A 19,405-nucleotide genomic window follows, 5' to 3' on the forward strand; every position below is an offset into this window, starting at 1 on the left:
GAATTGGCGGTGGGCTGCGGGTGTGGAAAATCACTTGTAGGAGTGAGCATGCTCACTCCTTGTATGTTGACTGTCAGAACGGCGCAGGGCACTCGAAACGCAGGCGCTCACCGGTTTGCGGGTGAGTAAAGCTGAGCATGCTGGCGTGCAGGCATAGGCGCGGCCAGGCCGCCAGGGCTTGTTCGTGGGCGTAGAGCCCGTCACCCAATAGCGGGTGGCCGATGGAAAGCATGTGCACGCGCAGTTGGTGCGAGCGGCCGGTGATCGGCGTCAGTTCAACGCGGCACCAGTCGCCACAGCGTTCCAGCACTCGCCAGAATGTCAGGGCGTGCTTGCCGAATTCGTGGTCGACCACATGGCGTGGCTTGGTCGGCGGGTCATAGCGCAAGGGCAGGTCGATGCTGCCGCTGTCCAGTTCCGGCTGACCCCAGCACAGCGCGGTGTAGGCTTTTTCGGTTTCGCGGTCGTGAAATTGCCGAGACAACTCACGATGAGTGTCCGGGTCACGGGCCAGAAGAATGATGCCGGAGGTTTCCCAGTCCAGGCGATGGACGATTCGCGCTTCCGGGTAGCCGTTTTCTTGCAGGCGGGTAATCAGGCAATCCTTGTTGTCATCGGCCCGGCCTGGGACGGAGAGCAACAGGGTCGGTTTGTTCACCACCAGTACGGCGGCGTCCTGATAAAGAATGTGGACATTGGACAACGGCATTAAAACAGCCTCGTAACAAACGCCAACGGCGGCTCAAGTCCCTTCCAGTGATAGAAGGGCCCTGAGCCGCCGTGGCTCCGACCGGATCGATTAACGATCCGGCAGGGTGATATTGAGTTCCAGAATCGAGCAGCTTCCCTGGTTTTCCAGAGCGACGTGCACGTCATCGGACCCGATATTGACGTACTTGCGGATCACTTCCACCAGTTCCTTCTGCAAGGCTGGCAGGTAGTCCGGCGTACTGCGTTGGCCGCGTTCATGCGCCACGATGATCTGTAGACGCTCTTTCGCTACCGATGCGGTACTTGGCTTCTTGTTGGCACGAAAGAAGTCAAAAATGTTCATTACCTACCTCCAAACAGGCGCTCGAAGAATCCCTTCTTCGTGACATCGAGGAAACGATGTTCCTTTTCTTTGCCCAGGAGGCGATCAACCGTATCGCTATAGGCCTGGCCCGCGTCGCTCTGGTCGTCGAGAATCACTGGCACACCCTGGTTGGAGGCCTTGAGGACCGCCTGGGATTCCGGGATCACGCCAAGTAATTTGATCGAGAGGATTTCCTTGACGTCTTCGACGCTGAGCATCTCGCCTTTCTCTACACGCTCCGGGTGGTAGCGGGTAATCAGCAGGTGTTCCTTGATCTGCTCTTCGCCACGTTCGGCGCGACGGGATTTGCTGGCCAGCAGGCCCAGCATACGGTCCGAGTCACGTACCGAGGACACTTCCGGGTTGGTCACGACAATCGCTTCGTCCGCGAAGTACATGGCCAGGTGGGCGCCTTTTTCGATGCCGGCCGGAGAGTCGCAGACCACGAATTCGAAGTCTTCTTTCAACGCCATCAGGACTCGTTCCACGCCTTCCACGGTCAGCGCGTCTTTGTCGCGGGTCTGACTGGCGGCCAGGACGTAGAGGTTTTCCAGGCGCTTGTCTTTGATCAGGGCTTGTTGAAGGTTGGCTTCGCCGTTGACCACGTTGACGAAGTCATACACCACGCGACGCTCGCAACCCATGATCAGGTCGAGGTTACGCAGGCCGACGTCGAAGTCGACGATCACTGTTTTGTGACCACGCAGAGCGAGGCCGGTACCGATAGCGGCGCTGGTGGTGGTCTTACCCACACCACCCTTGCCGGATGTAACCACGAGAATCTTGGCCAAGGTGTTTCACCCCTAAGGAAAAAGGACATTTAGCCCCTGAAAAACATCTCTTGAAAAACTACTGCAGTCGGACAGCCTTGGCTGGAATCCGGTCCTCAGCGGGGCTTACCGTCGGTAAACACTGCCTTTGGCCGTTTTCCTACTTCGTTTGAGCCGTTTTCGCTACGTTTTAGAGATGCTTGGAAAATGCGGCAGTATCCGTTAAAGCCGAATGATGTTCAACACGTCACCGGACAGGCTGACCTGTACCCCCGCGCCCCACAACGGGTCGCGACGCAGATCCTCGGAGACCTTGTAGTGGCCTGCGATGGACACCAGTTCAGCGCTCATTTGCTGACAGAAAATCCTGGCTTTCGTGTCGCCCTTGACGCCGGCCAATACACGACCGCGCATCGGGCCGTATACATGGATGTTCCCATCGGCGAGAAGTTCCGCACCCGGGCTGACCGAGGAAATCACCACAAGATCGCAGCCCTGGGCATAAATCTGCTGGCCACCACGCACGGGCGACGTGATGATTTTCGTCGGCTTGATGGTCGGTTCCGGCGGCTTTTCCGGTTTTTTCTTCACCTGGCCTTCGAGCGGGTCAAGCGCACGCTCACGGGCGCCGGACGGCGGCAGCACGGGCAGATCGACGGCAATGGCGGCCGCGATGTCTTCGATGCGGCTGGCGCGGATGGCCAGGGTGCGCAAGCCATGTTGGCGGCAGACACGCATCAGGCTCGGCAAATCCACCGCGCCTTCGCTGGCCGGAAGCTTGTCCAGGGCCAGCACCAGCGGTGCATTGCTGAAAAAGTTAGGTGCCTGAGCGACCTTGGCGGCCAATTGCCGATCAAGGTTCTCGAGGTCGTTGCGGGCCAGTTCCAGCACCGTAATGGCGAGCATGCTGCCCTTCAACTGGAACACGGGATCCTGGTCTTGCGGTTCGGTTTGGCTCATGGTCGGCATACAACGGCTTGTCACTAAAAGTGCCGAGACTTATAACGAGAACGCCCGCAAGCCGCAAGCCGGGTCGAACGATGTAGAATGCGCGGCCATTGTCTTTCCGGAACCTTTAATGGATCGCCCGCGTTTTCGAAAAACATTTCTTATGCCGCGTTTCTGGCCGCTTTGGTGTGGCTTGGGGCTGTTGTGGCTGATTGTTCAGTTGCCGTATCCGGCGTTGCTGTTTATCGGGCGAGTGCTCGGTGCCTTGATGTATCGGGTGGCCGGCGACCGACGGCGCATTGCCAAACGCAACCTTGAACTGTGTTTCCCTGAAAAGTCGGCTGCCGAACGCAAGCGCCTGCTCAAGGAAAACTTTGCCTCCACCGGCATTGCCTTCTTCGAAATGGCCATGAGCTGGTGGTGGTCGCGTCAGCGTCTGGCCAGACTGGCCCACGTCGAAGGCCTGGAACACCTGAAAAAGGCTCAGCGCGACGGCAAGGGCGTGATCCTGATGGCCTTGCATTTCACCACGCTGGAAATCGGCGCGGCACTGTTGGGGCAGCAGCACACCATTGACGGCATGTACCGCGAGCACAAGAACCCGCTGTTTGACTACGTCCAGCGCCGGGGACGTGAACGGCACAACCTCGATTCGCTGGCGGTCGAGCGCGACGATGTACGTGGCATGCTCAAGCTGCTGCGCGCCGGCCGGGCGATCTGGTACGCACCGGATCAGGACTACGGCGCCAAGCAAAGTGTTTTCGTGCCGCTGTTCGGCATTCAGGCGGCCACCGTGACCGCCACTAGCAAGTTTGCGCGGCTGGGCAAGGCGCTGGTGGTGCCATTCACTCAAGAACGTCTGGCGGACGGCAGCGGTTATCGACTGGTGATCCATGCGCCGCTCGAAGGTTTTCCCGGCGAGACCGAAGAGGCCGATTGCATCCGTATCAATCAGTGGGTCGAGGGCGCCTTGCGCGAATGCCCGGAGCAATACCTCTGGGCCCATCGTCGTTTCAAGAGCCGGCCCCCCGGTGAACCCAAGTTGTACAAAAAACGCGGTTGACCCCTTAAGCGCCTTGGAGTGTTGCGATGAGTCCTGCTGAACCGGTTACAGGGTTGATTCTTTCCGGCGGCGGGGCTCGGGCGGCGTATCAGGTGGGCGTGCTGGCAGCGATTGCGGAGTTGCTGCCGCTGGGGGCAAGCAACCCGTTTCCCGTGATCGTCGGCACTTCGGCCGGGGCGATCAACGCGGTCAGCCTCGCCAGTGGCGCGATGGATTTCCGTGGTGCCATCGAGCGATTGACTGCGTTCTGGCAGGGTTTTCGCAGCCATCTGGTGCTGCGCAGTGACTGGCCCGGCGTCATCCATCAAGCCAGCCGCTTTGTCAGTCACAGTTTGCTCGGGCTTGGCACCCACGTACCGGTGGCGTTGCTCAACAGTTCGCCGTTGCGTGGGTTGCTCAACGACAAACTGAACATGGCCGGCATCGCCGAATCGATTGCCCGGAAACAGTTGCAGGCTGTCGCGGTGACGGCGTTCGGCTACGAATCCGGTCAGGCGGTCACCTTTTATCAGGGCGGCGGCACCATCGATTCGTGGCTGCGCCATCGGCGCATTGGCATTCCGACCCAACTGAGTGTCGAGCATCTGCTCGCCAGTTCGGCCATTCCCTTGCTGTTTGCCCCGGTAAAAATCGGCGAGGAATACTTCGGCGACGGTGCGGTTCGTCAATCCGCCCCGATCAGCCCGGCGTTGCACTTGGGCGCCAGTCGCGTGCTGGTGGTGGGCGTCAGCGGCAACCCGCGTGGCGTCGACCCGCAGCAGCCGCTGCAACGCGCCTATACCGGGCAACAGCCGACCCTGGCGCAGATCGGCGGGCACATGCTCAACAGTACGTTCATTGACAGCCTGGAAAGCGACATCGAGTTGTTGCAGCGTCTGAACCAGTTCAGCCACTTGATGCCCGCGGGTACGCCAACTCGTGCGTTGGGTGTGGCGCCGGTGGAGGTGCTGGTGATTTCACCGAGCCAGCCGATTGATGAGATTGCGGCGCGGCATCGGCAGGAATTGCCGGCGGCGCTGCGCTTGTTTCTGCGTGGGCCGGGGGCGACGAAGACGAGCGGGGCGGGGGTGTTGAGTTATTTGCTGTTCGAGGCGGGGTATTGCAGCGAATTGATCGATCTGGGGCGGCGGGATGCGTTGGCCAAGCGTGAGGAGCTTTGCCGGTTTCTTGGGTTGGCGGAGTCTGTGGTTACGGCTTGAGATGGGTGGCGCGGCTATCGCGAGCAGGCTCGCTCCTACAGGGTTTTGTGTCGTTTACACCAATTGAGAACGACCTGAAACCCTGTGGCAGCGAGCTTGCTCGCGATGGCGTCCTTGCGGACGCCACTTACTGCCGGATCAGAAGTGAACCTTGACCAGCAAGCTCGTCGCGCTCTGATCAGTCTTGAAGCCCTGGCTGTCTTCAATACCGTATTTGTTTTTCCAGTAGTCATACTCGACACCGACGTACAACTGCTTGTCCCCCAGCTTCAGTGCCTTGCCCAAGTCGTATTTGATCTGTGGGTTGAAGTGCAGGTTGGCGTGGTATTCGCCTTCTTTGTTGACGTCGTTGTCGACTACCCAGTCCATGAAGCCGTCGATCACGACGTCCGAGCTGCCCATTGGAATGGTGTAGGACCAGACCGGAGAGACCTGCCAGATGTTGTCACCCGGGCGGCCGCCTTCGCTGTGGCGGTTGTAGAAGTTCAACTGGAAGTAGTCGAAGCCCGGGATAGACAGGTCGAAACCCGGACCGATCAGGTACGACTCGGTGTCGTCCTCGCCGAACTCATAGGTCATCGCCAGCAGGACGTCCTTGATCGGGCCGAACTCCAGTTTCTGGTCGAAAATCTTGCCGAACGACAAACGCGGGCTCAACTCACCGTAGTGGGTGTTCTTCCCGGCAAAGGCATCTTCCTTGCCGTTGTAGAAGATTTTGTCGATGAAGAAGAAATTGTCGCCGTACTTCCAGCCATCGGCGTGCTCGAAGGTCACCGTCTGCTGGATGTTAGGGTTGACCTGGAAATCCTTACCGTACAGGTAAGTCAGGCTGTTGGTCTGCCATTGCAGCAGGTCGCCGGCCATGGCCTGGCCGCCGGCCAGTAAAGATCCCGCGAGCATCAGGCTGGTGCACGTACGTTTCATTCGGTTGCTCCCAAAAAGTAGGTGGTTCCACGTTATTTTTTTAAGGTCGGCGCTCTGGTGTGACGCCTGTTTCTGTAGCGGTAAAAAATCATCCAATCGGTCAGCTTTGATGCTGATAGCAAGAGCTGCGCCAAGGCTTTCAAAAAACAAAAAAACTCCCGCTCGGCTGCTCAAAAACAGTCGATTGAGAGGGAAGGTGGAGTGCCTTTGTACCGTCCAGGTCCAGGATAAGCTGGCTTTCTGGTCAGGAATTAAATTCGGGCTTTTTTTTAAAGCCGATTCAGGCGGCCGCGGAGAATACTGACTACTCGGACAGGTCTCAAGTGCCCCGCAACAGCGCACCGACGACAGGTGTGGGGCACGGTTGTCGGAGGTTGGCTGCCCGTCGCAAAACGAGCGGCTTACGTCGGTAAAAACCATCTGTTGCTCCCTCTTGTTTTTATTGTTGAGGCGCAGTCAGTCGCGCCTGTGGGAATGATTTCCCACAGGTTTTGTTCTCGTCGGTATCAATGCGGGTGAGCAGGGCAGTCGTTGATGGCCGCGCGTTCAGCGCCACCCAAAATGTTGAATAACAGGTTCAGCGTCAGGGCGCTGATCGTGGCCATGGCAATACCGCTATGGGTGATCGGGCTCATCCATACCGGCAGGTGTGCGAAAAATTCCGGCCGTACCACCGGGATCAGGCCCATGCCGATACTGACGGCCACCAAGAGCTGATTGCGTCGGTCACCGATGTCCGCTTCCTGAAGAATCTTGATGCCGGTCGCGGCGACCATGCCGAACATCGCAATCGCCGCACCGCCCAGGACCGCTGGTGGAATCGACGCCACCAGGAAGGCGGCTTTGGGCAGCAGGCTCAAGACGATCAACAAGCCGCCAGCGACGATGGTCACCGAACGGCAGCGCACGCCGGTCATCTGCACCAGACCGATGTTCTGCGCAAAAGAGGAGTGGGTGAAGGTGTTGAAGAAGCCGGCGAAGAACGAGGCGCCGGCATCACACAGTAAGCCGCGACGCAGCATCCGTGGGCAGACTTCCTGGCCGGTGATCTTGCCCAGGGCGAGAAACATCCCGGTGGACTCGACGAAGATAATCACCACCACCAGGCACATCGATAGAATCGGCGCGAGCTCGAACTTCGGCATGCCGAAATGCAGCGGGGTGACGAATTGCAGCCACGGCGCGTGCGCCATGCCGCTGAGGTCGACCATGCCGATCAGGCCGCAGAGTACGTAGCCCAGGCACATGCCGATCAACACGGAAATATTGACCCAGAATCCGCGCATGAATCGGTGCACCAGCAAAATGGTACCCAGCACCAGCGCAGCGATGGCCAGGTAAATGGGCGAACCGAATTGTGTGGCGCTGGCACCGCCGCCGGCCCAGTTCACGGCCACGGGGAACAGCGACAAACCGATCGAGGTGATGACCGTGCCGGTCACCAGGGGTGGGAAGAAGCGCACGACTTTAGACATGAACGGCGCGATGAGCAGGCCGAAGAACCCGGCGGCGATGGTCGCGCCGAAGATCCCTTGCAGACCGATCCCGGGCATGCCGGCCATGGCGACCATGCTGCCGACGGCGGCGAAACTGGCGCCCATCATCACCGGCATGCGGATGCCCATGGGACCGATGCCCAACGACTGGACGATGGTGGCGATGCCGGCAACCAGCAGGTCGGCGTTAATCAGAAAGGCGATTTCTTCACGACTCAGGCCAGCGGCCTGTCCGATGATCAGCGGCACCGCGATGGCGCCGCCGTACATCAGCAAAACATGTTGCAGACCGACCAGGATCAATTGCAAAAGGGGCAAACGCTGAATGGCGGGTGCGTCGGGGATGCGCGCTTGGGATAGCTCGGACATGCAACACCTCGGATCTTTTTTATTCTTGTGATGTACAGCTGCGGTGCTGCTGGCAGCTGTTTTCGAATCGGGTGGGCCGCGTTGCGGCCAATCGCAGGCAAGCTAGCTCCCACACGGGCGATACAAAACCTGTGGGAACGAGCTTGCTCGCGATGCTTTTGCTACTTAATTGGTCTGGGCTCCCTGCACAATCCAGGCGCCGATCAGGTCACGTTCCTGCTGGGTCATCTGCGTGATGTTGCCCAGGGGCATGATCTGGCTGGTGACGGCCTGAGCCTGGATACGCGGCGCGTTCTGACGGATCTGCTCGGGGGTGTCGAACATCACACCGGCAGGCGCGGCACTGAACAGCGGGCTGGTCGGTTTGGCCGAGTGGCAAACCGCGCAACGCTCCTGAATCACGCTGTGGACCTTGTCGAAACCAGGGCCGGCGTTAGAGGCTTGAACAGGTGCCGCGGTGGGGGCTTCTGCGGGTTTGGCCTCGGCGGGTTTCAAACCACCGCCCACAGCCGTTTCCGGCAGCGGTTGGTATTCGATCTTCGCAGGCGCCTTGGCCACGTCCGGGCTGGTCATCGGCGCAGGGCCGGTGACGTAAGCCAGGCTGATCATGCCGACGGCGGCCACTGGCAGCGTCCAGGCGAACTTGTGGCTGTCATGACGGGTGTTGAAGTAGTGACGCACCAACACCGCCAACACTGCGATCCCGGCCAGGATCAGCCAGTTGTATTGGCTGCCGTAGGTGCTCGGGAAGTGGTTGCTGATCATGATGAACAGCACCGGCAAGGTGAAGTAGTTGTTGTGACGCGAACGCAGCAAGCCTTTGGCCGGCAGTGCCGGGTCCGGCGTGCGGTTCTCGGCGATCGCCGCCACCAGTGCGCGTTGTGCCGGCATGATGATGCGGAACACGTTGCCGACCATGATGGTGCCGATGATCGCGCCGACGTGCAGGTAAGCACCACGACCGCTGAACACTTTGCTGAAGCCGTAAGCGGCGCCAATGATCAGCACAAACAGGATGAAGCCGAGCAGAGCAGGGCGTTTGCCCAGCGCCGAGTCGCACAGGAAGGAGTAGACGAACCAGCCGACGAACAGCGAGCCGATGCCCAACATCACCCCTTCAGGGCCGCTCAGGCTGCTGCCCGGTGCCAGCAGGTACAGCGTCGGGTTGGAGTAGAACACCACGCACAGCAGCGCGATCCCCGACATCCAGGTGAAGTAGGCTTCCCATTTGAACCAGTGCAGGTTGTCCGGCATGGTCGATGGAGCCAGTTTGTATTTTTCCAGGTGATAGATACCGCCGCCGTGGATCGCCCACAGATCGCCCGCCAGACCACTTTTCGGGTTGACCCGATTGAGGTTGTTTTCCAGCCAGACGAAATAGAACGACGCACCGATCCAGGCCACGCCAGTAATCATGTGAACCCAGCGCACGCTAAGGTTCAGCCATTCGAACAGATGTGCTTCCACAGTCTTTACCTCTCGCCTGTCACTCTGTTGTCGAGTGATCAGACCTTCTCTTATTGGTGGGGGGCGAGGATCAAACGCTCATCCTCTTTGAAAAAATGCTCATCGCAGTTATTGCCTGTGCCACTGCGATCAACCACCAGGAAGTCATCCCGCTTTTCGATCGTCAGCACCGGATGGTGCCAAACGCCGCGATGGTAATTAATGCCCTGCCTGCCGTTGGTGACGAAGGCGCGGACCAAGCCTGATACAGGTTCATCGCCAAGTGGCGCGACCACGATCAGAAAAGGGTTGCCGAGCAGCGGAATAAACGCCTGGCTGCCCAGCGGATGACGCTCCAGCATGCTGACGGTCAGCGGCATGTCCTGCGCGTCGGCGCGGAAGATGCTGATGATCGCGTTGTCTTCTGGCTTCGCGGTTTCCACCGTCGCCAGTTTGTGAAAGCGCATGGTCGAACCGTTGTTGATCATGAAGTGATCGCTGCCGTCGGTTTCGATCACGTCACCGAAAGGGGCGAAGGCTTCTTTGGTCAGCGGTTCAATCGTCAGGGTGCGCATGCTGTTCTTATCCAAAATTCTATGTTGTTAGTTCTGACGTCTTCGCGAGCAAGCCCGCTCCCACAGGGGAATGCATTCCAAATGTGGGAGCGAGCTTGCTCGCGAATGGCCTCACTGCTTATTTAGCGACCTTGCCCAATACACGCAGGCGGCTCACACCACCATCCGGGAACACGTTCAGGCGGATATGGGTGATTGGGCCCAGTGCCTTGATCTGCTCGGCGAAGGTGTGTTCGGCGTGCATTTCCAGTTTCTGCGCCGGCAGCAGTTCGCGCCAGAACAACGATTGGGTTTCGATCTGGCTGTCAGTGCCGCCCTTGACGAACGCACCCTGGATCGAGCACGTGTCCGGGTAGTTGCCCTTGAAGTGCAGGGTGTCGACGATGACTTTCTCGACTTCACCGGCATGGCCCAGCGCGACGATCACCCAGTCATTGCCCGGGGTACGACGACGTGCGGTTTCCCAGCCGTCGCCCATGTTGATGCCACGGCCCGGGTTAAGGATGTTGCTCATGCGGCCGAAGTGTTCGTCGGAGCAGGCGAGGGCGCGGCCACCATTCAGGGCTGCTGCCAGATCGATTTGCTCGTTGTCGCCCACAGCGGACCAGTCGCGGTGCGGCACGCCGTACACACGCAGACGGGCGACGCCGCCATCCGGGTAGATGTTGAAGCGCAGGTGGCTGAACGCCTGGTCGTTGTTGATTTCGTGGAAGTGGTGGCTGTTGCCTTGCAGCTCGACGGCCGACAGCACTTCCACCCACTGGGTGTTTTCAGTTGGCTCGCCTTCAGCCAGGAAACAGGCTTCCAGGGAGGCCGACGGCGGGAAGTTGCCGGTGAAGAATGAAGTGTCGATGTCGACGCCTTTGATCGAGCCCGGTACACCGAGGCGGATCACGGCGCTGTCGTAGCCTTCGAAGCGCTTGCGGCGCGACTCCCAGCCGTCCATCCACTTGCCGTTGTCATCGAACACGCCTTCTTTCCACACCGCCGGGGTCGGCTGGAACAGGCGGTTGGCATCAGCGAACCAGTCATCGGTGACCGAGATGATTTTGGTGCCCAGGCGGGCATCGGCCAGGTTGACGAACTTCTCGAAAGGTACGGCGTAAGCTTTCATTCTTCTTGTCTGCCTTTAATAAGTTGGCTTGGGATGCTCTCAGGGCCCTGGGCGATTTGTGCGTTCAGTTACGCTCGGGCCAGGATCGCTATAGGGTCAGTAAACGGAACAGGGCGATCTTGTTGATCTCCGCCAGCGCGCACTTGAATTCGGTGTCGACCGAGTTGTGGATGCGCGTTTCGAACGCCGCGAGGATCTGATGCCGGTTGCTGCCTTTTACCGCCATGATGAAGGGAAACTTGAACTTGGCTTTGTAGGCGTCGTTCAGCTCGGTGAAGCGCTGGAACTCTTCGGCCGTGCATTGGTGAATACCGGCACCAGCCTGTTCGTTGGTGCTGGCTTCGGTCAGTTGGCCCTGGACGGCGGCTTTGCCGGCCAGGTCCGGGTGGGCATTGATCAGGGCCAGTTGGCTTGCGTGATCAGCGCTCAACAGGATGTCGCTCATGCGCTGGTGCAGGGTTTCGATCTGGTCGATCGAGGCGTCCAGGCCCAGGTCGAAGGCCTTCTCGGCCACCCATGGCGAATGTTCGTAGATGTCGGCGAAGGCGGCGACGAATGCATCGCGGCTCAGGCTCGATGGCTTCAGCGTTTGAAAGGTGCTCATTGGGCAGCCCCTTGGTACGGGTGGGTAACTTGCCAGTGGCGTGCAATGTCGACGCGACGGCTGAACCACACCTGTTCATGGCTTTTAGCGTATTCGATAAAGCGCTTGAGCGAAGCCAGACGCGCCGGACGGCCGATCAGGCGGCAGTGCAGGCCGATCGACAACATCTTCGGTGCTTCGGCGCCTTCGGCATACAGCACATCGAACGCGTCTTTCAGGTATTCAAAGAAATCGTCGCCCTTGTTGAAGCCCTGGACCTGGGTGAAGCGCATGTCGTTGGTGTCGAGGGTGTACGGGATCACCAGGTGCGGCTTGCCGGTCGGGTTGTTCGGTTCCCAGTAGGGCAGGTCGTCGTCGTAGGTGTCGCAGTCATAGAGGAAACCGCCTTCTTCCATCACCAGGCGACGAGTGTTCGGACCGGTGCGGCCGGTGTACCAGCCCAGCGGGCGCTCGCCAGTGATTTCGGTGAGCACGCGGATCGCTTCGAGCATGTGCTCGCGTTCCTGCGCTTCGTCCATGTACTGATAGTCGATCCAGCGGTAGCCGTGGCTGCAGATCTCATGGCCGGCATCGACCATCGCACGGATTACATCCGGGTGGCGCTGAGCGGCCATGGCGACGGCGAAAATAGTCAACGGAATGTCGAATTCCTTGAACAGTTTCAGAATCCGCCAGACGCCGGCACGGCTGCCATACTCGTAAAGGGATTCCATGCTCATGTTGCGCGCGCCTTGCAGCGGCTGCGCCGATACCATCTCGGAGAGAAAGGCTTCGGATTCTTTATCGCCGTGCAGGATATTGCGCTCGCCGCCTTCTTCGTAATTGAGTACGAAAGACAGGGCGATGCGGGCATTGCCCGGCCAGTGTGGGTGAGGAGGGTTACTGCCGTAACCAATCAGGTCGCGTGGGTAGTCAGCGCTCACTGCAGTCTTCCTTCTTATTCGTGTTGACAGGTTGTATGGCGCCTTGGCGATGAAAGTCAGGCTGGCGTCACAGCGATGGGCTGATTGTATACAACTTTATATTCACTTTGTAAGCCTGTATTTCTGCATTTTTCGCGAACAGGCATGAATGGCAGGTATTGCAAGAAACCTGCCTGTCAGGTCAGCTATGGGATAGAAGGTCCGCCAGTCGTATGGTGTGGCCGTCAATGCGCTGCAAGTTCCCGGCTGGCGGACATGGCGGTAAAAATGTCGTTTTTATTGTGTACAATTTTTTTGAAAAGTGTCTTAATCAATCGCTCGCCGCAGTGATTCGTGCTCCGAATCGGTGCGGTCTCCTTTTCAACTGACTTCGGGGGGCGCGAGGTCTGGCTGCTCCACGCAGGCAGGCGCGCAGAATCAATGGGACGTTTGACTACACACGTATTGGACGCTGCACACGGTTGCCCGGGCAGCTCGATCAAAGTCGAGTTGTACCGTGTTGAAGGTTCTCAGCTGGAATTGGTCGCCAGTGCGACAACCAACAGCGATGGCCGTGTCGACGCACCGCTGCTGCAAGGCGATGACTACCGTACCGGGGTCTATCAGGTTCAGTTTCATGCGGGCGACTACTACCGTGCCCGTGGCGTTCAGCTGCCGGAGCCGGCGTTTCTCGATGTGGTGGTGCTGCGTTTCGGCATCTCTGCGGAACAGGATCACTACCATGTGCCGCTGTTGATATCGCCGTACAGCTATTCCACGTACCGCGGCAGCTGATCCCCCAAGCAGCTGCCTCAACCTGGAAGCGACTGCGCATATAGCTTCTTTGGTCTTTCGCCCGCTCACACTGCGGGCTTAATGAGATGGTCACCCCCACACCCTGCGAGGGCTACGCTTTCGCAGGGTGTTTTATTTTGGAGACCATCACCATGAGCGATTTAGCGCTGGTCGGTATTGACCTCGGCAAACATACCTTCCACCTGCACGGCCAGGAAAAGTCGGGGCGAGAGCTGTTTCGCAAGAAGTGTTCACGTCAGCAGATGATGTGCTTCTTCGGCAACCTGCCAGCCTGCACGGTGGTGATGGAGGCCTGCGCCGGGGCGCATTTCGTTGCTCGCGAGCTGATGGCCATGGGGCATCAAGCCAGGCTGATTTCCCCGCAGTTCGTTAAGCCCTTCGTCAAAGGCAACAAAAACGATTTCGTCGATGCCGAAGCCATTTGTGAAGCCGCTTCGCGGCCATCGATGCGCTTTGTTTCGCCAAAGACTGAGGCTCAGCAAACCCTTTCCGTTTTGCATCGCCTGCGCGAATCGCTGATTCATGATCGCACCAAGGCCGTTAATCAAATGCATGGTTTTCTGCTGGAGTTCGGCATCAGCCTTCCACCAGGACTGGTCATGATGAAACGCTTGGCCAGCATCCTGGCGGAATATGAATTACCCGTTCGGCTGACAGTTCTGTTGCAGCGCCTGCACGATCACTTCGTCTACCTGGATGAACAAATCAAGGCATTGGATAAAGAGCTGGCAGGCCAACTGGCTGACGATGATCTGGGCACTCGCTTACTGAGCCTGCCGTGTGTCGGTCCGATCACCGCCAGCCTGCTGGCTGTGGAAATGGGCGACGGTAAGCAATACGGCTGTAGCCGTGACTTTGCGGCCTCTGTTGGCTTGGTGCCCAGACAATACAGTACCGGTGGCAAGGCCAATTTGCTGGGGATCAGCAAGCGCGGCGACAAGAACTTGCGACGCCTGCTGGTGCAGTGCGCTAGGGTTTACCTGCAGCATCTGGAGTACCAGAAAGGCCCCCTGGCGGACTGGGTACGCTCGCTGCTGATGCGACGCCACTCCAATGTAGTGGCCTGCGCCTTGGCCAACAAGCTGGCCCGTATCGCTTGGGCGATAGCGGCCAACCATACCGAGTTTGAAGCAGGGCCAATCAGCATGGCTGCTTGACCCTGCGGTTGTTGCAGTACCACGACTCACCCTTCAGGTTTTGCGATAGCTGAACAACAGATGACGTGAACGGCCGACCGGCCTGACGAAGATCCTGACGAAAAATTTGGCTTAATAAAGCCGTGGGCTTTTTCAAGGATCGTCAGGCGCGACTCTCATCGTGGCGCGGGGTTTGCCCCAACAGACGCCGGATAGATTTAAGCAAGCCAACCACTTCACCCGTTAATCAGTATTGCAAAAAATGGGGTGACCATAGATTTTTTCGCCTTGAGGAATGTTGTGTCCGGTCTAACGCAATCGCGAGCAGGCTCACTCCTACAGGAGAATGCAATCCCCTGCAGGAGTGAGCCTGTTCGCGATGCTTTTAGCGTTTAGCGGCTCAAAAGGGATGCCGCCCCAGCCCCGCCAAACAACCCCGCACTGACCCGGTTAAACCAGCTCTGTCCCTTGCCACTGCGCAGATACCGCGCCGCACCATGCGCACCCAGCCCATAAGCCAATTTGCACAGCAGGTCGAGTACGGTCCAGGTCGCAATCATTACCAGCAACTGTGGAAGGAACGGTTGTTCAGCGCTCAAGAACTGCGGCAGGAAGGCTGCGAAAAACAGAATGTCTTTCGGATTGCTCGCCCCCAACACAAACGCACGACCGAACAGTGCGCGAAAGCGTGGCACCGGCGCCGCCTGAGGTACTTCAGCACCCACCGATGGCAGGCGCGATTGCTGCCAGCTCTGCCAGGCGAGATAGAACAGGTACAGTGCCCCGACGATTTTCAGCGCGCTGAACAGCTGTTCCGACGCCAGCAGCAAGGCGCCCAGTCCCAGCGCGGAAGCACTGAGCAAGCAGATTGAAGCAATCACGCCACCGAGAAACGCCGGATACGAGCGGCGCAAACCGTAATTCAGGCTGTTGCTGATCATCAGCAACGACAGAGGCCCCGGGATCAGGATCACCACCAGCGCAGCGCCGCTGAACAGCAGCCAGGTTTCCAGACTCATCACTTTCCTCCATTTGTGCAAAAGCCCCACCCGGTGGGGTGAGGCTGTTTTGAAACACTGTTTTTGGAACGTAAGCGCTTACAAGAAAATGAACTTGGCGATGAAGATGGCGCAAAGCACCCACAAGCTGACAGAGATTTCCTTGTATTTACCGGTACCGGCCTTCAATGCCACGTAGGTGATGAAACCCAGTGCAATGCCGTCGGCGACCGAGAAGGTCAGCGGCATCATGATCGCGGTCACGATGGCCGGAATGCTGTCGGTCGCTTCGTCCCATTCGATGTGCTTCATACCGCCCATCATCAGCATCGCCACATAAATCAGCGCGCCAGCGGTGGCATAGGCCGGGATCATCCCGGCCAGTGGTGCGAAGAACATCGCGGCAATAAATAGCACACCGACGGTCACGGCGGTAAGACCTGTCCGGCCACCCGCGGCAACACCCGCGGCACTTTCAACATAACTGGTGACTGGGGGAACACCGACGATCGCACCAAAGACGCTGGAAGCGCTGTCGGCTTTCATCGCACGGGAAAGGTTTTCGATCCGGCCGTCAGCGCCCACCAGGTTGGCACGCTGGGCCACGCCCATCAGGGTGCCGGCGGTGTCGAACATGTGCACGAAGAGAAAGGCCAGGACCACGCTGATCATGCTGACGTTGAACACGCCGGCCAGGTTCATCGCCATCCAGGTCGGGGCCAGGCTCGGCGGGGCCGACATGATGCCCTCATAGTGCACCAGGCCCAGGCCCCAACCGGCCAGGGTCACGGTGATAATGCTGATGAGGATCGCGCCGAACACTTTGTGGTAGCTGAGGATGGCGATCATCAGGAAGCAGATGGCGGCGAGCAGCGGGCCGGGTTCGCGCAGGGAGCCGAGCTTAATCAGAGTCGCCGGGCTATCGACAACGATGCCTGCGGTTTTCAGGCCGATCAGCCCCAGAAACAAACCGACGCCGGCACCCATGGCGAAGCGCAGGCTGACTGGAATGCTGTTGAGCAGCCATTCGCGAATCCTGGAAAACGTCAGGATCATGAACAACACACCGGAGACAAACACCGCGCCAAGGGCGGTTTCCCAGTTGTAGCCCATGGTGCCGACCACGGTGTAAGTGAAGAACGCGTTCAGGCCCATGCCCGGCGCCAGGCCGACGGGCCAGTTGGCGTAGAGGCCCATCAACAGGCAACCCAGCGCAGCCGCGATGCAGGTCGCCACAAACGCGGCGCCGTGATCGATGCCGGCGTCGGCCATGATGTTGGGGTTGACGAAGATGATGTAAGCCATGGTGATGAAGGTTGTCAGACCGGCGATCAGCTCGGTCTTCACCGTGGTGCCATGCAAGGTGAGTTTGAAGATGCGCTCAAGCAAGCCATTGCGTAACGGCGGCGAGAGTTCCAGCGTCGATGCTTCGGATTTGCGGCTTTCCACAGCGAGTACTCCTCAAGAGTTTTATTGTTATTTCCAGGACCGGACCCATGAGGGTGGCAGCGATCCTTTGAGGCACTTGCGAATTTGTTGACCGGTTGGTCAGGAACTCGCACGAAGTGGATTATGCTTTTGTATACAAAGAAAGCAAATAATGTTTTCGATTTTGTTTGCGAAAAGTTTGGCGAAAGGAATATATCGCCTGTGCGGACGCCTTCGACTTGCTCGCGAAGGGGCCAGGCCAGCCACCTGAGGGGGGTAGAAACAAATAAACCGGCGCAAGGCCGGTTTATTTTTGACTGGGGTTTGTGATGACTGTACCGGCGTTCGTCAGAACACCACCAAAACCATCAAGCAGCAGCAAACCGCTTATCCAGATAATCAATGATCACCTTGGATTCATACATCCAGGTGGTCTGGCCGTTCTCTTCAATGCGCAGGCACGGCACTTTGATCTTGCCACCTTGCTCCAGCAGGGCCTGGCGATCCTGTTCGTTGTTTTTTGCATCACGCAGCGCCACCGGCACATTCAGGCGACGCAGGCTGCGGCGGGTTTTCACGCAGAACGGACAGGCGTGGAATTGATACAGGGTCAGGTCCTTGGCAGCGGAGTTGACCTTGGCCTGTGCCTCGGCAGGGCGCTGCTTCTTGCCCGGACGGGTGATGAAGTCGATGAAGATGATCAGTTGGCCAAGGCCGACACGAAGCGCTTTTACGAACACGTTGAAAGCCTCACGGTGCGAATGAAGAAGGGCGCGCAGCTTACCTGATTTTTTGCAGACGAAAAAAAACCGGCGATGAATGCCGGTTTTCTTCGTGTCGCACGTTACTTGATCAGGCTGAGAAACTCGCTGCGGGTGGCCGCGTTTTCGCGGAACTCACCGAGCATCACCGACGTGATCATCGACGAATTCTGTTTCTCCACACCGCGCATCATCATGCACATGTGCTTGGCCTCGATCACCACCGCAACGCCCAGGGCGCCGGTGACTTGCTGGACCGCATCGGCGATCTGGCGACTGAGGTTTTCCTGGATCTGCAGGCGGCGAGCGTACATGTCGACGATGCGCGCCACTTTCGACAGGCCCAATACTTTGCCGCTCGGGATGTAAGCGACGTGGGCCTTGCCGATAAACGGCAGCAGGTGGTGTTCGCACAACGAGTACAGCTCGATGTCCTTGACCAGCACCATTTCGCTGTTATCGGAGCTGAACAAGGCACCGTTGGTGACCTCTTCGAGCGTCTGTTCATAACCGCGGCAGAGGTACTGCATGGCTTTGGCGGCACGTTTTGGCGTGTCGAGCAGGCCCTCGCGGGAGACGTCCTCGCCCAGTTGGCCGAGAATCGCGGTGTAATTCTGTTCCAGGGACATGAAACTACCTGTGGGGATTTTCGCAAAGGGCAAGGGTACGGTGGCAAACACGGCGCTGCAAGCATGACGCGACAGCTTTACTCGTCGCGACCTTCCATCATGGTGCGTTTGAGCATCACATACACCGCTCCGGCGCCGCCATGTCTGGCCTGGCACGAGGTAAAGCCGAGCACTTGTGAATGCTGGCGCAACCACGTGTTGACATGACTTTTGATCATCGGCCGCTTGCCGTCCAGACGCACGGCTTTGCCGTGGGTGACGCGCACGCAGCGAATTTCGAATTTGGTTGCTTCGGCCAGAAAAGCCCAGAGGGTTTCCCGGGCTTTTTCCACGCTCATGCCGTGCAGGTCGAGGCTGCCCTCGAACGGAATCTGCCCGACCTTGAGCTTGCGCATCTGGCTTTCCTGGACGCCGTCACGGGCCCACATCAACTCATCTTCCGGGCCGACGTCGATGACGAACTGATCGGACAGTCCATCAACCGTGGTGGCATCGGTGCGAATGGTTGCGGCTTGACGCAGCTTGGCGATCTGCGCGCGGTCAGCCTTGGGTTTGCCGGTTTCGGCGCGGTCGTGCTTGATCGGCTTTACGCCTTGGATCGCACTTTTGAACAGGGAAAAATCGTCGTCTTGCATGTCAGCCTCCGCGAAGGTCGGCCAGTTTACCCAAGTCGAGGCGCTATCCATAACAAATGAGGCCCGGCAAATGCCAAGCCTCGGCTCAATCGTGTTTTTTCATCAGGTGCGGCGACATGTTCAGCTCGCGCGACTGACGCGAACGGCGTCGGCAGCGACGCCACATCCATATGCCGAGGTACAGCACGAACAGGCCAACCGCCAGGACCACTGCCGCAGCGGTGCGGCTGGTGTTCAGTTCCCCTAGCGCGGGGACGTGGCCAAACAGGCTGGCGGCAGCGGCCATGGCGAGCAACACACCGCACGTTGCCAGCAATGCGGCAAACGCCGCGCCAATACGAAAACGCCAGTTGCGTTGGCCTTTGGGCCGCAAGCGGCGAGCGTCAAAACCATCGGATAACTTCATTCCGACCTTCCTCAATGGGTATCGGCCCTTCGACCGGGAGTTGACCGGGATGTTCCTGAGGCTAAGACAATTGCGGCAAACGAGAGGCTTTTGCAGATGAGCGGCGCTATT

General features: G+C 58.7%; 21 protein-coding genes. 4 read left to right on the forward strand and 17 right to left on the reverse strand.

The features are described 5' to 3' along the window. Nucleotides 1–73: 73 nt before the first annotated feature. The 4 genes from NL116_RS09265 to minC all read right to left on the reverse strand — a co-directional run bounded on the left by NL116_RS09265 (nucleotide 74) and on the right by minC (nucleotide 2,805). Complete coding sequence (locus NL116_RS09265; RefSeq protein WP_494376907.1) at nucleotides 74–709, reverse strand: RluA family pseudouridine synthase; 636 nt, start codon at nucleotides 707–709, stop codon at nucleotides 74–76. Between the two features lie 90 nt (nucleotides 710–799). Continuing rightward, a complete protein-coding gene (gene minE, locus NL116_RS09270; RefSeq protein ID WP_007944431.1) occupies nucleotides 800–1,054 on the reverse strand; it encodes a cell division topological specificity factor MinE in 255 nt (84 codons plus the stop codon). Beyond that, nucleotides 1,054–1,866 carry a septum site-determining protein MinD gene (gene minD / locus NL116_RS09275; RefSeq protein WP_027922482.1) on the reverse strand — a complete coding sequence of 271 codons (813 nt, stop codon included), beginning with the start codon at nucleotides 1,864–1,866 and terminating at the stop codon, nucleotides 1,054–1,056. Before minD ends, minE begins: the two co-directional genes overlap by 1 nt. Before the next feature lie 201 nt (nucleotides 1,867–2,067). Further along, the gene (gene minC / locus NL116_RS09280; protein ID WP_494376908.1) at nucleotides 2,068–2,805 is read right to left on the reverse strand and encodes a septum site-determining protein MinC; all 738 of its coding nucleotides are present in this window, start codon (nucleotides 2,803–2,805) and stop codon (nucleotides 2,068–2,070) included. A 118-nt stretch (nucleotides 2,806–2,923) separates the two neighbouring features. Here minC and NL116_RS09285 point away from each other — a divergent pair, with 118 nt between their 5' ends. Further along, entirely contained in the window at nucleotides 2,924–3,856 is a 933-nt protein-coding gene (locus NL116_RS09285; protein ID WP_494376909.1) for a lipid A biosynthesis lauroyl acyltransferase, read from the forward strand. Nucleotides 3,857–3,882: 26 nt separating this feature from the next. Next, the gene (locus NL116_RS09290) at nucleotides 3,883–5,055 is read left to right on the forward strand and encodes a patatin-like phospholipase family protein (protein ID WP_494376910.1); all 1,173 of its coding nucleotides are present in this window, start codon (nucleotides 3,883–3,885) and stop codon (nucleotides 5,053–5,055) included. Between the two features lie 138 nt (nucleotides 5,056–5,193). On the opposite strand, the gene NL116_RS09295 is transcribed toward NL116_RS09290, so the two are convergent. The 7 genes from NL116_RS09295 to puuE all read right to left on the reverse strand — a co-directional run bounded on the left by NL116_RS09295 (nucleotide 5,194) and on the right by puuE (nucleotide 12,506). Next, entirely contained in the window at nucleotides 5,194–5,979 is a 786-nt protein-coding gene (locus tag NL116_RS09295; protein ID WP_494376911.1) for an outer membrane protein OmpK, read from the reverse strand. Between the two features lie 506 nt (nucleotides 5,980–6,485). Next, a complete protein-coding gene (locus NL116_RS09300; protein WP_494376912.1) occupies nucleotides 6,486–7,844 on the reverse strand; it encodes a nucleobase:cation symporter-2 family protein in 1,359 nt (452 codons plus the stop codon). A 165-nt stretch (nucleotides 7,845–8,009) separates the two neighbouring features. After that, nucleotides 8,010–9,311: a urate hydroxylase PuuD gene (locus NL116_RS09305; protein ID WP_494376913.1), complete on the reverse strand. Its 1,302-nt coding sequence runs from the start codon at nucleotides 9,309–9,311 to the stop codon at nucleotides 8,010–8,012. Between the two features lie 50 nt (nucleotides 9,312–9,361). Further along, entirely contained in the window at nucleotides 9,362–9,865 is a 504-nt protein-coding gene (locus tag NL116_RS09310) for an ureidoglycolate lyase (RefSeq protein ID WP_008146154.1), read from the reverse strand. Nucleotides 9,866–9,983: 118 nt separating this feature from the next. Then, on the reverse strand, nucleotides 9,984–10,979 hold the full coding sequence (gene alc / locus NL116_RS09315) for an allantoicase (protein ID WP_121733428.1): 996 nt from the start codon (nucleotides 10,977–10,979) through the stop codon (nucleotides 9,984–9,986). A gap of 88 nt (nucleotides 10,980–11,067) precedes the next feature. Beyond that, nucleotides 11,068–11,583, reverse strand: coding sequence for a 2-oxo-4-hydroxy-4-carboxy-5-ureidoimidazoline decarboxylase (gene uraD, locus NL116_RS09320; RefSeq protein WP_494376914.1), 516 nt, complete (start codon nucleotides 11,581–11,583; stop codon nucleotides 11,068–11,070). Continuing rightward, nucleotides 11,580–12,506 carry an allantoinase PuuE gene (gene puuE / locus NL116_RS09325; protein ID WP_494376915.1) on the reverse strand — a complete coding sequence of 309 codons (927 nt, stop codon included), beginning with the start codon at nucleotides 12,504–12,506 and terminating at the stop codon, nucleotides 11,580–11,582. The genes uraD and puuE overlap by 4 nt, the downstream gene beginning before the upstream one ends. A 420-nt stretch (nucleotides 12,507–12,926) precedes the next feature. On the opposite strand from puuE, the gene uraH reads away from it, so the two are divergent. Further along, nucleotides 12,927–13,280, forward strand: a complete 354-nt coding sequence (gene uraH, locus NL116_RS09330) for a hydroxyisourate hydrolase (RefSeq protein WP_042558430.1) — start codon at nucleotides 12,927–12,929, stop codon at nucleotides 13,278–13,280. A gap of 152 nt (nucleotides 13,281–13,432) precedes the next feature. Then, nucleotides 13,433–14,458 (forward strand): IS110 family RNA-guided transposase, encoded by a 1,026-nt coding sequence (locus NL116_RS09335; RefSeq protein WP_494373779.1) that lies wholly within the window; start codon nucleotides 13,433–13,435, stop codon nucleotides 14,456–14,458. 371 nt (nucleotides 14,459–14,829) lie between these two features. Here NL116_RS09335 and NL116_RS09340 read toward each other — a convergent pair whose 3' ends face one another. The 6 genes from NL116_RS09340 to NL116_RS09365 form a co-directional block, all read right to left on the reverse strand. Continuing rightward, the gene (locus NL116_RS09340; RefSeq protein WP_494376916.1) at nucleotides 14,830–15,456 is read right to left on the reverse strand and encodes a LysE family translocator; all 627 of its coding nucleotides are present in this window, start codon (nucleotides 15,454–15,456) and stop codon (nucleotides 14,830–14,832) included. Nucleotides 15,457–15,534: 78 nt separating this feature from the next. Next, entirely contained in the window at nucleotides 15,535–16,884 is a 1,350-nt protein-coding gene (locus NL116_RS09345; RefSeq protein WP_027922494.1) for an NCS2 family permease, read from the reverse strand. 347 nt (nucleotides 16,885–17,231) lie between these two features. Further along, nucleotides 17,232–17,603 (reverse strand): glutathione S-transferase N-terminal domain-containing protein, encoded by a 372-nt coding sequence (locus tag NL116_RS09350; RefSeq protein ID WP_494376917.1) that lies wholly within the window; start codon nucleotides 17,601–17,603, stop codon nucleotides 17,232–17,234. Nucleotides 17,604–17,707: 104 nt separating this feature from the next. Continuing rightward, nucleotides 17,708–18,253, reverse strand: coding sequence for a GTP cyclohydrolase I FolE (gene folE, locus NL116_RS09355; RefSeq protein ID WP_003204506.1), 546 nt, complete (start codon nucleotides 18,251–18,253; stop codon nucleotides 17,708–17,710). Nucleotides 18,254–18,330: 77 nt separating this feature from the next. Continuing rightward, on the reverse strand, nucleotides 18,331–18,888 hold the full coding sequence (locus NL116_RS09360; protein WP_494376918.1) for a Smr/MutS family protein: 558 nt from the start codon (nucleotides 18,886–18,888) through the stop codon (nucleotides 18,331–18,333). A gap of 85 nt (nucleotides 18,889–18,973) precedes the next feature. Beyond that, nucleotides 18,974–19,294 carry a hypothetical protein gene (locus tag NL116_RS09365; protein ID WP_494376919.1) on the reverse strand — a complete coding sequence of 107 codons (321 nt, stop codon included), beginning with the start codon at nucleotides 19,292–19,294 and terminating at the stop codon, nucleotides 18,974–18,976. Between the last annotated feature and the right edge of the window lie 111 nt (nucleotides 19,295–19,405).

The sequence above is a fragment of the Pseudomonas sp. FBCC-B1667 genome, assembly GCF_059133255.1.